Origin of the sequence: Rhodococcus sp. NPDC056960 (genome assembly GCF_042674125.1) — a bacterium.
Classification (GTDB): Bacteria; Actinomycetota; Actinomycetes; order Mycobacteriales; family Mycobacteriaceae; genus Rhodococcus_F.
This window is the reverse complement of record NZ_JBHURF010000025.1, coordinates 89,333-105,354: the sequence shown is the minus strand read 5'-3', so window position 1 is coordinate 105,354 and position 16,022 is coordinate 89,333. Positions and strand designations below refer to the sequence as shown.

The following is a 16,022-nucleotide window of genomic DNA, read 5'->3' as shown; positions in this document are numbered from 1 at the left end:
GAGGGTCAGCGGTTGCCGAGCTGCGCCATGGGCGTGCGGTGTGTTTCTTTCCCTGCGCCGACGGCGAGGGCGGACACCGCGCAGATCACGGCGGCGTAGATCGCGACCGGAATCCAGCCGTCGGGCGAATGGGTGGCGAGGGCGGCGGCGGCGAGCGGGGCGAGACCTGCTGTCGCGAAGCCGAACTGGGTGCCGATTGCGGTGCCGGACAGACGAACCTTGGTGGGGAACATCTCCGCGTAGGTGGACGGCCACACCGCGAGAGTTGCCGCATAGGCCACGCCGATGAGGACCGTGCCGGCGATCACCACGAGCGTCGTGTTCTGGATCGAGATGGACCACAGGAAGACGGTGGTCATGATCGCGCAGCCTAGGATGCCGGTGAGGAAGACGGGTTTGCGGCCGACACGGTCCGACAACACTGCCAGCAACGGGATGGTGAGGATGGCGAGCCCGTTGCCCGCGGCCGAGGTCCACAGCAATACGGACTTGTCCATGTTGATCGCGTATTCGGGATTGGTGGCAAAGGACAGTGCGAAGACCGCGAAGATCGTGCCGACGTTGGAAATGGTCGCGGCGAAGAAGACACGCAGAACCTGGGTGGAGTGGCTACGGAACAGAGCCTCGAGCGGGACGTCGGGAATCTCGTCGTGGGCGGCCTCCGCCTCGAATACCGGCGTCTCGTCCAGCGTGCGGCGCACGACGAATCCGACAACGAGCATTGCCGCGCTCAGCCAGAACGGGATCCGCCAACCCCAGGTGTGCAATGCGTCGTCGGAAAGGAGCGCGGCGAGCGGGAGGAAGACCGCGCTGGCAATCAGCTGGCCGGCCTGTGTGCCACCGAGGGTCCAGCTCGTCACGAAGGCCCGCCGATTCTCCGGTGCGTGCTCGAAGGACATCGAATTCGCGCCGGCCTGCTCACCGGCAGCAGAGAACCCCTGCACGAGGCGCAGGACGACGAGGAGTGCCGGAGCGAGCAGACCGATCTGGCCGTAGCTGGGTAGGCAACCGATGAGGAACGTCGACGCGCCCATCATGATGAGCGTCATGACGAGAACTCGCTTGCGGCCGAGACGGTCGCCGATGTGTCCCATGACGAACGAACCCGCCGGACGAGCCAGGTAGCCCACACCGAAGGTGGCGAGCGAGGACATCGTGGCCACGGTCGAGTTCCCGGTGGGGAAGAAGACGGTGGGAAAGATCAACGCGGCCGCCGCCGCATAGATGAAGAAGTCGTAGTACTCGAGCGCGCTGCCGATCCATGCCGCAGCGGCTGCCTTCTTCGGTGTCCTCACAGAGGTGGAGTGTGCACGAGACCGCACGGGGTCGTCGATCGTCATGGTGAGTCGCTCCTTCGAACTTCGGTACCGGCGAGTGCCGCTATCTGTGGCGGCCACCGCGTACGGCTGCTCCGGTGATGCAGCCCACTTCGGTGGCGGGTATTCGAACGGTAGGCGGGCAAACGAGCTGTTGGCAATCGTTTGCCAAAATTTGCCAGAAGGGAGGCGGCGGGAGCGGGATCACTCCCACGGAGACGCTGATGGCGGATGCCACGCGAGCGCGCCGACGAATCCTGGGGTCGCCCCGGGGCATGGGAGAAGAAGCTCGAGAAGTGCACGTGTGGACGGCTCGCAGAACAGGCCGGGATCGGCGTGAGGTGGTCGGACTGTGCATGCCGCGCCATTTGTTGACATGAGATCCGCTATTGATGGACAAAAGTTATTGTGGCTACACGGGTTTGGATACAGACACCTCCGGATCTCGCCAGATCCGTGGAGGCAGGGACAGCGTTGCAGAGTGATCCAGTGCGATACCTGGGTCTTCGAGTTCGAGACCTGCGGTGGCGGTGATCAGCGCGGGGGACACCTCCGCCAGTGCCTGATTGTCGGTCGGCAACAGCTCACCAAGCCGCCAGGACGGCGGCCACGAGCAGCGTGCCGAGTGCGGTGCGTCGGCCGGGTGTGGAGGTCTGAGCGACTGGTGCCTCACCACCCCGTCAAAGGGTATCCCTTGAGCTGATCGCGCGAGATCGCCATTTACGAGGGTCGTGGTTCTTTCCAGACTGGGAACTACCACTTCGGGGCGCTCAGCCCCCATCGAACAGAGGGAAGAGAAAATGACCCGTTACTGTGTCATCGGTGCCGGTGCGGCCGGTGTGTCCGCCCTTCAGCAACTGCGTCAAGCCGGGCACGACGTCGTGTGTTTCGAGAAGACCGAGCGGGTCGGGGGGCACTGGCACACCGACTACGACGCGTTGCATCTGATCACTTCTCGTGACATGACCATGTTCGAGAACTTCCCGATGCCTGCCGAGTACCCGCACTTCCCGCGCCGCGACCAGGTTCGCGAGTACATCGAATCGTATGCGCGCCACCACGGTCACTACGAGACGATCACCTTCGGCACCGAGGTGCTGTCGGTGACCCCGGTGCCCGCCGGCGGGGGACCGGTCGGGTCGGCCGGCTGGCGGGTGAGCACCTCGCGCGGCGACGAGGGCATCTTCGACGGTGTCCTGGTCGCCAACGGTCACCTGTGGAGTCCGAAGATCCCGGACGTGCCCGGCGAATTCACGGGTAAGCAACTGCATTCGAGTGCGTACAACAATGTCGGCGACCTCGACGGGAACCGGATCCTGGTGGTCGGTGCCGGGAACTCCGGCTGCGACATCGCCGCCGACGTCGCCCAGCACCGCCGTGAAGCCGACATCGTGATGCGCAAGGGCGTCTACTTCCAACCGAAGACGTACTTCGGCGTCCCGCGCCAGGAAGTGCCGTTCCTCGCCGAGTTCTCCCCGGACGAGCAGGACCTGCTCAGCCGGCTGCTCGCCCGGGTGTCGATCGGGGAGAACAGGAACTACCCCGGCATGCCCGACCCGAAGGCGAAGACCCTCGCGGACGGCGCGGCGACCGTCAACGATCTGCTGCTGTACTGGATCCACCACGGCCGCGTGCAGGTCCGCCCCGGCATCGACCGGTTCGACGGCAACACCGTGCACTTCTCCGACGGCACGTCCGGCGAGTACGACTCCATCGTCTGGGCCACGGGTTTCCACGTCCGCCTCCCGTTCCTCGACACCGATACCCTCACCTGGCGGTCGAACGTGCCCGTGCGGTACGCGGGCGGCATCCTGCCCGAGGGGGCCGAGAAGCTGTACTTCGTCGGCCTGATCGCTCCCCGCGGACCGCAGATCCCCGTCTACGGCGTGCAGGCGAAGCTGATCGCCCGGATGATCGCCCTGCACACCGAGGCCGGACCGCAGGGGCTGGCGCTGACCAACTACTTCGCCACCGTCCAGGAACCGGAACTGCGGGTCGACATCGTCCGGGCGATCTGGAACGACCAGATGGCCGACACCGAACGGCTCCTCACCGCCCTGGCGGCCTCGCCGGCGCTCCGTCAGCTCGAGTCGCTGTCCACCACCTCCGTCTCCTGACCCCGACGACCACCCGAATCATGAAGGAAGCCATGACACTTCTCGACACCGACACCCTCCCAACTACCGACCACGTCACCACCGTGCTGCGCAGCGTCCGCCACCGCAGCCCCGGCGAGGCCGTGTTCCACCAGGCGGTCGAGGAGGTCCTCGCCACCCTCGGCCCGGTCCTGGACCGGCATCCCGAGTACGTCGAGGCCCGCATCCTCGACCGGCTCTGCGAACCCGAACGCCAGGTGCTGTTCCGCGTTCCGTGGGTCGACGACACCGGACGGGTCCGGGTCAACCGCGGCTACCGGGTGGAGTTCAACAGTGCCCTCGGCCCGTTCAAGGGCGGTCTGCGGTTCCATCCCACCGTCGACCTCGGGATCATCCGCTTCCTCGGGTTCGAGCAGATCTTCAAGAACGCCCTCACCGGGCAGGGTATCGGCGCCGGGAAGGGCGGCAGCGACTTCGACCCGGCCGGACGCAGCGACGCCGAGATCATGCGGTTCTGCCAGTCCTTCATCACCGAGCTCTACCGGCACCTGGGCGAGCACACCGACGTCCCGGCCGGCGACATGGGAGTCGGGGTCCGCGAACTCGGCTACATGTTCGGCCAGTACAAGCGGATCGTGAACCGCTTCGAGGCCGGGGTGCTCACCGGCAAGGGCGTCGGATGGGCCGGATCGCATGCCCGGACCGAGGCCACCGGGTACGGTGCCGTCTACTTCCTGCGGGACATGCTCGCCACCCGCGGCCAGACGGTGGAGGGACGGCGGGGTGTGGTGTCGGGGTCGGGCAACGTCGCGATCTACGCCATCGAGAAGGCCCAGGCGCTCGGCGCGACCGTGATCGCCTGCTCCGACTCGAACGGCTACATCGTCGACCAGGCCGGGATCGACGTGGGTCTGCTCAAGGACGTCAAGGAGGTTCGCCGGCAGCGGCTGTCCGCGTATGCCGCCGAACGGCCCTCCGCGACCTACGTCACCGGTGGGTCCGTCTTCGACGTTCCCTGCGATGTCGCGCTGCCCTGCGCCACCCAGAACGAACTCGGCGAGGCGCAGGCGGCGACCCTGATCCGGGGTGGGGTCCTCGCGGTCTCCGAGGGCGCGAACATGCCCTGCACCGCCGGGGCGGTCGCCCTGTTCCGGGACGCCGGGGTCCTCTTCGGACCCGGGAAGGCCGCCAACGCCGGCGGTGTGGCGACCTCCGCCCTGGAGATGCAGCAGAACGCCGCCCGGGAATCGTGGACCTGGGAGGAGACCGAAACCCGGCTCGAGCGGATCATGACGGAAATCCACCAGCACACCCGCGCCACCGCGGCCACCTACACCGACGACCCCGACAACTACGTCGCCGGCGCCGCCATCGGCGGATTCATCCGCGTCGCCGACGCCATGCTCGCCCAAGGAGTCGTCTGACCCCGCCCCGTCCCTGCTGAAATCGGCGGGAGCGCGAGGATTGTGGCAGACGAATGAGATGCCGACTTCGCCTCCCGCTTGCCGGGCCGATGGTGCCCGCTCAGTCTGCTGACCTGCCCTCGGCGCGCCGCAACGGAATCACCACGCGTGGTTCCTTGCAAGGCAGCCGAACTCGCCCTCGTCGGGTTTCGCGCACGCTCGGTCGGAAATTCGCACCTATGCCACTGGAGGCCGACACATGACAGCACCAATCGATATGCACTCCACCGAGACCCGGCCCACGAGCCTGTCGATGACGGTGCTGATGACACCCGACATGGCCAACTTCAGCGGCAACGTGCATGGTGGACAACTGCTCAAACTTCTCGATCAAGTTGCCTACAGCTGCGCAACCCGTTATGCGGGGACCTATGTCGTGACCCTCTCGGTCGATCGGGTCCATTTCCGCGACGTGATCCGGGTCGGTGAACTCGTGACGTTCTCGGCGTCGGTCAACTACACGGGCCGCACCTCGATGGAGATCGGCATTCGCGTGGACACCGAGAGCATTCCGCACGGCACTACACGGCACACCAACAGTTCGTACTTCACGATGGTGGCGGTAGACGAGGACGGCACCCCGGTCGATATACCGCAGCGGCAGCTCACCACGGATCTCGAACGCGAGCGCTACGAGGCCGCACGACGGCGCCGCCATGCTCAACGCATTACGTTCGCGAGTCCGCATGCGGCTCCGGCACCCGAATCGGAGTGCGCGCCGCGCTGAACCGACGGACAACTCATCTTGATTGCAACTGGCCCCGCGGTCGGCGGCAACCCGCGAGCGCCCTGATTCCGGCGATCATACGCAGGTGAACAGTGGGACAGGGGGCTAGTCGGTCGAGACCCGGGGCATCTCCGCGAAGGGCAGAACCAAAGCGCTCCAGGGTTGCGTCGCATCCGAAAGGTGCCCCGGATCGACGCCGATCAGCCGCCCGCCCGCGAGATCGACGATCTCGTGTTTGGCGACAAAGTCGCGGTGAAAGCAGCCCGGTGTCGACGAGAGTTCCTCCGCTCGCGTGTCGCGCCAGTCGACCACCGTGGTGTGCCCATGAATTTGGCTGAACGGCTTGCGCTTGTCGGTCCAGCTGGGAATGAGTTCCAATGCGGAGTCAGCCCAGATCGGTCCTGCCACCAAGTCGGGCGAATTTGCGCCCAGGAGGGCCCCGCAGCGATGAATCCTGTCGTCGTCTGCACGAGCGAGCCGGTTGATCCGTTCCGCCGCAAGAGCAGCGGTCGGGGCGGCGTCGAGCACGTCACGCCAGAACGAATAGGTGACGCCGGCGTGTGTGATGAGAAACGACTCGGCCGGCGTCTGGACCGCGACCGCCACATGTGCTTTGGCCCCGGTCCACCAGCTCCTGATCGTGCGCAACGTGCGGCGACTCGGCTTCTCCGTCCACTTGAACTGTGGAGGTCGGAGATAGTGGGTTTCGTGATTTCCGATCAGCTGAATCCATTGTGTCGGATGGCTTTTGAGATATCCATCCACCATGGCGACTACACGGTCGGACTTTGGCCCGCGATGGATCAGATCGCCGACCTGGATTACGACCAGGCCGCTCGGTAGGCGGCCGTTCTCGTCCACACCGAGACGGCCGAGTTCGGTGCGGAGTTCATCTGCGTGTCCGCCGATATCGCCGATCACTGCGACGCGATTTGTCATAGCCGCTCCCTCCTCGGTCGGCGCACTGCTCCCCGCCCGCTGGGTAATCACGTCGTGGGTTGCACGAATCGTGTCTGGTCGTTTGGCAGTAGGAGCAAATACGCTCCGTCACATCTTGTCCACCCGGGCCGCCAATTTCTGAACGGGAATGGTCTCGGCGACACGGTCCATCCGCCGCTGTACCTCGGCGATCTGCCGGATCGCCTGACTGACGACGCTGTGATCGATGCGCGACAGGCGCCGCCGCTCGAAAATGTCGTTGGCGGAAATCCCTTCCTGGATCTGTGCGATCTGATATCGAAGGCGTAGTCGCTGCAGTACGTCGAACACCTCGATGAGTTGGTTGGCCTGTCTCTCGGGCAGGAACTCCGACCCGGCGGCCGCCCGCAGCCTGGCGGTGGTCAACAGTTCGGTGGAGCCGACGCCGAGCGCCGCCCACCGCGCAATGTTGACCAACGGCAAGAGTGCCTGGGACTTGATGTCGACGCGGTCTGTACGCCGGCCGAGTACCGCGCGAATACTGTGCAGCTTCGCGCGGTGCGAAAGGGACTCGTCGAGGAGTAGTTGCATGGTCGCGGGGTGACGGCGGAAGTTTCCGAATACGCGAGTCACTTCCGGCAGCCCGGGATCGCCGTGGATGGGGCGTGCGTCGACGAGCAGCGAGCCCATGATCGCGCCCTCGTCCTCGTTCGCTCGCGCCAACCACCGCCGGCCTGCGGTACGCCATTGCGAATTCGTCCGCGAGAACGCCGGGCGGCTCGGGGTGGCGCCGTGTCCGTCGATTGTGAGTCCGGCGCACTTGATCGTTTCGATCACCTCCCTGAACACCGTGCGGTATCGATCTTGCTCGGTTTCGTCCAGCGCATCGTCGAAGGCCACCGCGGCGTCTACATCCGAGCTGAGCACCGCCTCTCGGCGGCCGTTGCTGCCGAGGGACAGCCAGGTGAAGGCGTCGACTGACAGTTCGGTGTGCTGCGCGAACACCAGGACGATGGCGCGCCGGATAATGGAGTCGATGACGCCCGAGTAGGCGGCGATCACCCGTGCGGAGGCGAGGCCACGAGCGAGCAGATCGTCCAGCATCGTCGGCACCCGACGACTCCGTTGAATCAGGGTGTCGATGTCGGCTGAGCGCCTGATCAGGCCGTGGAGGCTGACACCCGCGGTCGATGGTGCCGCAACGAAATCCGATGCGTCCAGGACCCCCCGGAGCGAGCCTCCGCGGTCCACGACGAGGAGGAATTGTTCGTCGGTGTCGATGAGCTGGGCGATGGCGTCGGTGGTGGACTCGCCCGACACGATGGTGGGCGCCGGATAGACCATCAGGTCGGATGCGGGCGTGCTCGGCGGCAGGCCCTCGACCACCACCTTCCGCAGTAGGGCGGCTTCGGTGATCAGGCCGTACCCGTTGTGGTCTGTCTGCACCACTGCGCACGGCCAAGACTGCTCGGTGATCTGCCGTGCGACCTCCGCGGCGGGCGTCGACGGTCGCACCACTACGGGAGCCATACCGATCAGATCGTCCACGACGAGATACGAGGGCGGGTCGTTGGGCCGCAGGTAGGCCTGAGATACATGTCCGGCCAGGAAGCGCGCGCCGGTCGGGGAAGTGAACGCGGTGGCCACGAGGTTCCACGGGATGCGCGCGACTGTTGCGTTTGTGATGGCTACCGCCTTGGGGCCGACCGGGCTCTCGGTGAGCGCCGCGGAGAAGCCGAAGAGGTCGCCCACGGTGAACCGAGCCTGGGCCGCCTCGTTCACGCGGTGGGGGTCGTGCCAGATGGCGACGTCGCCAGTCAGGATGGCTCGGATTTCGCTGGCCGGTTCGGCGAACGCGTCCATGATGATGGCGCCCGGCTCGAACACATCGACTGTCGCGGCCGCCGCAGCAGTGGCCAGGACGTCCGGCGGCAACGCGTTCAGGGGCTGACAGCGGGCGAGCTGTTCGGGCAAGGTCTCGGTCATGGACTGATCATCACCGTTGTCGTCGTGGTGTGGAATGCCGATTCCCCCGGAGATCGCGGTGGCACGTTCGCGATGACCGGGGGAGCGGGCGGGTGGTCAGACTGCGGGTTCGGGCTGTTCCTCTCGCTCCTCTCGAAGCGTGTTGTACACGACTTGTTCGAGTTCGGGGGTGCGGTAACCCTCGCGGACTGCCCAGAAATAGATGGCGACGGCGACGGCTACCACGAGGAACATGTCGGTCCCGTTGGTAAAGGTGGGCGCGGGTCCGTTGTCTCCGAAATAGGACACGAAGGTGGTGACGATGAGCGTGGGCAAGATCCAGAGACCACTCCGGATCTGTTTGCGACCGTCACGCGTGCTGATTGCCCACAGGGTCGTGACGAAGGCGGCGGTGAGCAGTACGAATACGGTCATGTAGAGACCGATGGGCCAGTGTCCGTGCGAGGTGGGGTTTCTGGCGGCGAGCCACCCGGCATCGATGTTGACATACATCCAGGCGGCGCCGAAGGCGACCGCGAGAACGGTCGACGCGGCCTTGGGGGACCAGCCGTTGAGAACCGAGGAGTAGGCGGCGTAGATGGGCAGGCCGAGCAGGACGATGGTGGTGACGTTGATGAGCGTCACCCAGCCGGCGAAGTACACGAGCAGCAACGCACAGACGAACCCGGCGACGCCGAACAGATGCCCACCGGGGACACGAACGGGCCGGGGCAGCTCGGGGCACAGGCGACGGAACACGCCGATACAGGGTCCGGCGATCAGGTAGCTGAGCACCAGTGCGGTTCCGACCATGCCGACGAACTGGTACCAGGACGGCACGGGAAGGAAGAGGAAGAACCCGGCGGTTGTACACACAGTCAGGGCGACCCACGGGGTGCCCCAGCGGTTCATCTTCTGCAGCCCGAGCGGAAGTTCACTGTTGACCGACATCGAGTAAGCAGTCCGACCGCCCATGCCGAGGAACACCCATCCGGTGGCAGCGGGTGACAGGACGGCGTCGGAGAGCAGGACCAAGGCGAACCAGCCGAAGCCGGCGGCCCCGACGGCGGAGAGCAGCGGTGCCGACGCCCAGTCGCTGCCCAGCAATGCACCCCAGTCGCCCGGGGTGATCGGAACCCATTCGGTGGCACCAGCAGCGGGATGGACGTGGATGGCACTCCAGTCGATGGCGCCGATGAACGCAATCTGCAGCAGCAGGAACAGGACGAGAGGGATGAGGATGCCGCCGACCAGAATGGCGATGGGGATGTTGCGTCTGGGGTTGATGACCTCGCCACCGAAGTCGACGACCTGGCGCACACCGGAGAAGGCGAACACGATTCCACCTCCGGCCACCGCGCCCAGCACCGCCCCCACACCCATCGGCGCGAACCCGCCGAAAGCGTGGAAGTTACTCGAGTCGAACGCGGTGAACATGAAAATGAAGGTGACGGTCGGAACCACCAGTTTCCAGATCGTCACGAACTTGTTCGACTCGGTCATCAATTTCGCGCCGAATGCGTTGAGCGCGAAGAAGAACAACAGCGCAGCCATGCCGGCGAGGATCCCCAAGGGCCATTTGAGCATGGTGGTGCCCTCGTCCGTGGAGATGAGGTCGAGTTCGGGCCAGTGGCCGCCGATGTAGGTGATGGCCGCCTGCGCCTCGATGACCGGAAGTGCGATCACCGCAATCAGATAGCCCCACCCGTTGATCCACGATACGAACGCCCCATGTGTCAGACGGGGGTACCGCACCCCGCCGCCCGACCGCGGCAGCATGGTGCCCAACTCCATCCAGGAGACCCCGATGACCGCGAAGAACACCGCGGCGACAATCCACGCGATGATCGCTGCCGGCCCAGCCATGGCGACCGCGGCCAGTGTCGCCAGGAGCCATCCAGACCCCACCTGGATCGAGACCGCCAACCCGATCAGGCTGAACAGCCCAATCGTCCGTTTCAGATGTCGATCACTCGCCTCGTAGGTCGTATTGCGAACAGGATCTTCGGTGGACATTTCTGTGCTCCTCGTGTCGATCCCCACCTCCCGGGCCGGAGAGCTGTCGTCCAGCCGGGGGTAGATGAGCTGTTTGTCACAGTTTTGACCATTGACTACCGCCAGTACAGACTGATCCGACGACAGCAGCCCAAGGTTTGGACTATGGACCGACTCGCGTCCTACCTCCTCGTGCAGTGGTGCCTCACTCGGATGGTCACCGCCTCGCAGCCGCCCGCTGGAATGCACGTGACGAGCGCGTCTCGCTGTTTCCCGGGCGATGGTCGAGCCGTCGGCGGCCGCATTCTCGAATCGCCCCGGCGAGTTCCGGCAGCCTGTCCCCGGGTCGTTTGCCGATGACTCGCCCGAGGCTCACATGGAGGAATAACCTTCAGCAGCTCTCAGGATTTCGCCATGGACGCCGGTCGGCATCCGATGGGAAACTGGTGGCTGAAGGACCGTCAACTCGAACCTGTCCGTTCGAGCGTCAAGAATTATTGCAGCGGATTTATAGCCGTTGGACGATGCGTAGGATGTGCGGGCGCAACTCTTATCGAGACCACTCAAAGTATGGGGCATGACAGCGATGGATAGAAGGCTCGAGAATCGGCAATTCGGGTACATCACCCCAGAGAACGACGCCGTTCCGGTAAGGATGATGCAGGGCCAGCAGATAAGCGGGTACTCGGTCGGTATCGTCTACATCGAAGACGTCTACTATCCCATGGTTCCCGGGAATGTCCTGAATGCGTATACGTACGATTTTCCGGTGAGAATGAAGGCAGTACCGGGCCTTCAGCAGCACAGACTCTTCTCGGCCGACCCCACCATTGCCGACGATCTCATCCGACTCGGCGAACACATGATCGAAAAGGAAGGAATCAGAGTCCTTTCATCTGCGTGTGGATTCTTCGGAAATTTTCAAAAGGTTGTGGCCGCAGCCCTCGACATTCCGGTGGCGCTCTCCAGCCTGGTTCAAATGCCGTGGATCAAAGGGATGCTCAAGCCCGGACAAAAAATTGGCGTCCTGACGGCAAACGCTGCTGCGATAACCGATTCATTGCTCGAGAACTGCTCGATTCATAGCCGAGACGACATGGTCGTAAAGGATTTGCGGCACGCGCCGGAATTCTCCGCAATCCTGGAATACCGAGGGCAATTTGACAATGGAGTCGTTCAAACCGAGGTCGTCAATGCCGCGTTAGAGCTCCTCGACGAAGCGGATATCGGGGCAATCCTGCTCGAATGCAGTGACATGCCGCCCTACGCTTCCGCCATCCAACGTGCCACGCAGCTCCCGGTTTTCGATTTCGTCACACTCATCAAATGGTTGCACAACGCCACCCATCAGATGCCCTACCGTGGGTTCATCTGAACATGTACCTCGACTCAGAATCTCACCGGTCGACACCTCGAGTAACTCTCCGGCGGTGACGGTGACGTTGGGGAACCGGGCGCCCGGGTGAGAGCCACCAACTGGCGAATCCCGGTGTCAGTTGGGTATGTCCGTTACCCGTTGACGCGGCCGCTCGGTGCATCGCGAGGGGCCCGGGTTCCGCTCCAGGTGGCCGCGAGGCTCTGCAGGGCGGTGATGTGGCGGTGCGCGAGGGACATGAACTGGCGAGTGGCAGGTGACAGGCCGCCCCCGGCGTGAGTGATAAAGGCGAAGCGTTCCTCGTAGGGCGGGTCCAGAGCTACCCAGGTGACCTTGTTCGCGCTTTCGTGCGATCGGGCGACAAGATACGACACCAAAGTGTCCCCGACGCCGGCTGCTGCGAGTTCCATTGCTGCTGACTGAAATTCGACCTCGATTGCGGGGGACACCTCCACCGACGCGGCCTCCGCTCGCGCCGCGATGCTGTGACGGAGGGGGTCGTCTACCTGCCAGCGCGCTTCGGACAGGATCAAGGTGGCGGCGGCGAGGTCCTCGATGGTCACTGGTTGCGCGGTGCGGTTCGCATCGGCGCTCACGTAGACCACCTCGTCCACGAGGACCGGAGCGCTCAGTGTGAGGTGGTGTTCGTCGATGGGGAGTTGGACGAGGCCCGCTTCGAGATCGCCTTTGCGGACAGCATTCGCCACCTCGGACGAGTTCAGGCCGACGATCTTGATCTTGACCTGGGGATGCAGTTCCCGGAATTCGGAGATCAGCGGGGTGAGCAGGTAGCGATGGGCGCTGCTGAACGTCCCGAACGAGACCTCCCCTCCGGTCAGGGTGCGCGCTTCCCGCGCGGTCGCTGCTAGGTCGTCGGCGCTGCGCACGGTCTGCTTGGCGAGCGGGATGATCAGCCGGCCCACGTCGGTCAACTGCAGGTTGCGGTTCGTGCGCGTGAATAGCTGGGCGCCCACGTTACGTTCGAGTCGGCGGATCTGCTCGGACAGACTCGGTTGTGCCACGTGCTCGGCAACGGCAGCGGCGGAGAACGAACCGGTCTCGATGGAGCGGAGAAAGTACCGAAGTTGGCGCAAGGTGGGCCCCTCGGACATGGATGAACCTCTTTCTTCACGGAGGCGTAGTCGATCGACATCGGTCGCATGCCGCCCGAACGCCTGCCTATAGGAGAGCCCTTGGGCTGGCACTGCAAGTATGCCGTAGACGGGCTCGCTCCGGGGCTCGAAACTGGGAGTCACCACGCCACCGATACGAGCGTGCATCGAGCCTATTTCGGGCGTAAAGGAGATGGCAATGACCAAGACAGCGATCGTCACGGGCGCAGCGAGCGGGATGGGCCGCGCCACCGCGGCGCAACTGGTCAAGGAGGGATGGGACGTTCTCGCCCTGGACCGCGTAGCCACCGAGTTCGACGCCTCCGGCGAGACCGTGCGCACGATCGCCGTCGACGTGACCCGGCGCGACGACGTCCATGCGGCCGTGGCCGCACACGTCGCGGACACCGGAAACGCGGTGGCGCTCGTGGCGAACGTCGCCGGCATCTACCCACCGAGCACGCTCGCCGATTTCACCGAGGACCTGTACCGAAAGGTGTTCGACGTCAACGTGCTCGGCATCCTCAACGTCACGGCAGAAGCTGTCGCGCACATGGATTCGCCTGGCGCGGTGGTCAACTTCGCCTCCGTCGACGCCTTCACCGTCTCTCCCGGACAACTCCTCTATGGCGCGTCGAAGGCCGCCGTCGTGATGCTCACCAAGGAACTTGCCCTGGAGTTGGCGCCCCGTGGCATCCGGGTAAACGCCATCGCCCCCGGCTGGGTGAACACGCCCGGCAACGAGGCCACCGGCCGGATGGCCGCCGCCGCGGCGGCGATTCCGCTCGGACGCGTGGCCCAGCCCGACGAGATCGCCCGGTGGGTCGCGATTCTCGGCAGCGCGGACGCCGGTTTCATGACCGGGGAGACCATCGTCCTGTCCGGCGGCGACGTCCTGCGCTGACGCTCGGGTGTCGGGGAGCGCGGAGTCGACTCCGTTCGGCTCCTGCCCTCTGCATATGAGTCGTTTGCGCGAACATGGAAAGAAATGACTACTGCCCGGACGCTGTCACTCGAGGCACTCAGCGCGCGCGTCGAGGAAATCTTCGTAAATGTCGGACTCACGGCCGACCAAGCGGGCGCCATGGCGCGGGTGATCGTGGCAGGCGAACGAGACGGCGCAAAGTCGCACGGAATCCATCGCCTCGAGGGTTGCCTCACCACGCTGCGGGCAGGGAAGGTTTCTGCGTCGGCGGTGCCGAAGCTGCAGGAGGACGAGTCGGCGATTGTTCGGGTCACCGCCCGCGGTGGTTTCGCCTGCGCGGCCTTCGAGTTGGGGCTTCCACATCTGGTAGAGGGTGTGCGACAGTTCGGGCTTGCAGCCCTCGTTATCAATGATGCGGCGCATTTCTCGGCGCTCTGGTACGAGGTGGAGGCTCTAGCGGAACAGGGCCTCGCCGCGCTGGCCATGTGCCCGAGTTATTCCACGGTGGCACCTGCGGGTGGAAGCGCGCCATTGCTCGGTACCAACCCGATCGCATTCGGTTGGCCTCGCGAAGACGGTCCACCCTATGTCTTCGATTTCGCGACCAGCATGGCTGCGCGGGGCGAGATCGAGCTGCATCGGCGTTCCGGCAAACCACTCCCCGAAGGCTGGGCCGTCGATGCTGACGGCAGGCCCACCACCGACCCCGATGCCGCGCTGGCCGGTGCGATGCTGCCCTTCGGTGGTCACAAAGGTTCAGCTCTCTCGACCATGATCGAGTTGATGGCTGGGGCCTTGATCGGTGACCGGTCCAGCGGCGATGCGTTGGATGCAATCGGCACGACGTCGCTGATCCCGACGCATGGTGAACTGGTTCTCGCATTCGACCCGGCACAGTTCGCTGCCGGCCGGGGGACCGATCCATTCGGGCAGGCGGAAACCTTGTTCGAGGCGATCGTCGGTCAGGGCGCACGGTTGCCGTCTCAGCGTCGCTACGCCGCCCGTGAGCGCACGATGGCTCACGGAGTCACACTGACCGCCGCCGAGATGGACCAACTCGATCGATATCAGGCGCTGGGTCTCGATGGGGTTTCTCAACGAAGGACGGATGTGTCGTCAGAACGCGAGGCATGAGATCCCCACGGGGACTGCGCCACCTGCCGTAATAACTCTCCAGCCGCCTCCGCTCCCCGATCGACACAGCACATTCGCACACCACCAGGTCCGCGCCCGCCGGCGCGGCTCGGAAAGGCGTTTCATCATGACCTCCACCACATCACGCCACAAGGTGGTGGTGATCGGCTCCGGGTTCGGTGGCCTGTTCGCCACCAAAGCGCTCCGCAAGACCGCGGTGGACGTGACGATCATCGACCGCACCACCCACCACCTGTTCCAGCCCCTGCTCTACCAGGTCGCCACCGGTATCCTCTCCGAAGGTGAGATCGCCCCTCCACCCGGATGATCCTCAAAGACCAACCCGACGCCACCGTCCTGCTCGGCGAAGTCACCACCCTCGACCTGACCGACCAGACCGTCACCTCCACTCAGGACGGACGCACCACCGTCACCGAATACGACAGCCTCATCGTCTCCGCCGGTGCCCAGCAGTCCTACTTCGGTAACGACCACTTCGCCGAACACGCGCCGGGGATGAAAACCGTCGACGACGCCCTCGAGTTGCGCGGCCGCATACTCGGTGCCTTCGAACGCGCCGAGGTCTGCGACGACCCCGTCGAACGAGCCCGACTGCTCACCTTCGTCGTCGTCGGCGCCGGCTCCACGGGCGTCGAAATGGCCGGGCAGATAGTCGAACTCGCCCACCGCACCCTCGTCAGCGCCTACCGCAACGTCGACACCCGCGATGCCCGCATCCTCCTCGTCGACCCCCCGTGCAACTGCCCGGCCCGTCACTGCGGATGGAGAACGCCGACGGCCAGTCGCTGGTGCGGACCGAGCACGCTCCGCCACCGGTTCTCGGGCAGCACACCGGGGACATCCTCGACTGGATCGGCACCAGCGACACCGCGGACCCCTACGACACCCGGGTTCCCGCCCAGGCATGACCGAGTTCATCGGCGAGACAACGCATTCGCTGCCAGAGGCATCTACCGGTTGTGGGAGGCCAAGGCA

General features: G+C 64.9%; 11 protein-coding genes and 1 pseudogene. 7 read left to right on the top strand and 5 right to left on the bottom strand.

The window, feature by feature from the left end; genetic code table 11:
* Nucleotides 1-5: 5 nt before the first annotated feature.
* Nucleotides 6-1,340, bottom strand: a complete 1,335-nt coding sequence (locus ACFTWF_RS33350) for an MFS transporter (RefSeq protein WP_378465359.1) — start codon at nt 1,338-1,340, stop codon at nt 6-8.
* A 776-nt stretch (nt 1,341-2,116) separates the two neighbouring features.
* Here ACFTWF_RS33350 and ACFTWF_RS33345 point away from each other — a divergent pair.
* The 3 genes from ACFTWF_RS33345 to ACFTWF_RS33335 all read left to right on the top strand — a co-directional run bounded on the left by ACFTWF_RS33345 (nt 2,117) and on the right by ACFTWF_RS33335 (nt 5,602).
* Entirely contained in the window at nt 2,117-3,433 is a 1,317-nt protein-coding gene (locus ACFTWF_RS33345) for a flavin-containing monooxygenase (RefSeq protein ID WP_378465358.1), read from the top strand.
* A 32-nt stretch (nt 3,434-3,465) separates the two neighbouring features.
* A complete protein-coding gene (gene gdhA, locus ACFTWF_RS33340) occupies nt 3,466-4,836 on the top strand; it encodes an NADP-specific glutamate dehydrogenase (protein ID WP_378465357.1) in 1,371 nt (456 codons plus the stop codon).
* Nucleotides 4,837-5,074: 238 nt separating this feature from the next.
* Nucleotides 5,075-5,602, top strand: coding sequence for an acyl-CoA thioesterase (locus ACFTWF_RS33335; RefSeq protein ID WP_378465356.1), 528 nt, complete (start codon nt 5,075-5,077; stop codon nt 5,600-5,602).
* 105 nt (nt 5,603-5,707) lie between these two features.
* Here ACFTWF_RS33335 and ACFTWF_RS33330 read toward each other — a convergent pair whose 3' ends face one another.
* The 3 genes from ACFTWF_RS33330 to ACFTWF_RS33320 all read right to left on the bottom strand — a co-directional run bounded on the left by ACFTWF_RS33330 (nt 5,708) and on the right by ACFTWF_RS33320 (nt 10,501).
* Nucleotides 5,708-6,541 carry a metallophosphoesterase gene (locus tag ACFTWF_RS33330; protein ID WP_378465355.1) on the bottom strand — a complete coding sequence of 278 codons (834 nt, stop codon included), beginning with the start codon at nt 6,539-6,541 and terminating at the stop codon, nt 5,708-5,710.
* Nucleotides 6,542-6,649: 108 nt separating this feature from the next.
* The gene (locus ACFTWF_RS33325; protein WP_378465354.1) at nt 6,650-8,506 is read right to left on the bottom strand and encodes a putative nucleotidyltransferase substrate binding domain-containing protein; all 1,857 of its coding nucleotides are present in this window, start codon (nt 8,504-8,506) and stop codon (nt 6,650-6,652) included.
* A gap of 96 nt (nt 8,507-8,602) precedes the next feature.
* On the bottom strand, nt 8,603-10,501 hold the full coding sequence (locus tag ACFTWF_RS33320; RefSeq protein WP_378465353.1) for an APC family permease: 1,899 nt from the start codon (nt 10,499-10,501) through the stop codon (nt 8,603-8,605).
* Nucleotides 10,502-11,057: 556 nt separating this feature from the next.
* Between ACFTWF_RS33320 and ACFTWF_RS33315 the strand changes: the two genes are divergently transcribed.
* Nucleotides 11,058-11,855 carry an aspartate/glutamate racemase family protein gene (locus ACFTWF_RS33315; RefSeq protein WP_378465352.1) on the top strand — a complete coding sequence of 266 codons (798 nt, stop codon included), beginning with the start codon at nt 11,058-11,060 and terminating at the stop codon, nt 11,853-11,855.
* 134 nt (nt 11,856-11,989) lie between these two features.
* Here the strand turns inward: ACFTWF_RS33315 and ACFTWF_RS33310 are convergent, their stop codons facing one another.
* Nucleotides 11,990-12,967, bottom strand: coding sequence for a LysR family transcriptional regulator (locus ACFTWF_RS33310; RefSeq protein WP_378465351.1), 978 nt, complete (start codon nt 12,965-12,967; stop codon nt 11,990-11,992).
* A gap of 199 nt (nt 12,968-13,166) precedes the next feature.
* Between ACFTWF_RS33310 and ACFTWF_RS33305 the strand changes: the two genes are divergently transcribed.
* The 3 genes and pseudogenes from ACFTWF_RS33305 to ACFTWF_RS33295 form a co-directional block, all read left to right on the top strand.
* Nucleotides 13,167-13,871: an SDR family NAD(P)-dependent oxidoreductase gene (locus ACFTWF_RS33305; RefSeq protein WP_378465350.1), complete on the top strand. Its 705-nt coding sequence runs from the start codon at nt 13,167-13,169 to the stop codon at nt 13,869-13,871.
* An 84-nt stretch (nt 13,872-13,955) separates the two neighbouring features.
* Nucleotides 13,956-15,026 (top strand): Ldh family oxidoreductase, encoded by a 1,071-nt coding sequence (locus ACFTWF_RS33300; RefSeq protein ID WP_378465349.1) that lies wholly within the window; start codon nt 13,956-13,958, stop codon nt 15,024-15,026.
* A 127-nt stretch (nt 15,027-15,153) separates the two neighbouring features.
* Nucleotides 15,154-15,776, top strand: a pseudogene (locus tag ACFTWF_RS33295) (NAD(P)/FAD-dependent oxidoreductase); the annotation flags it as partial.
* Nucleotides 15,777-16,022 lie beyond the last annotated feature (246 nt).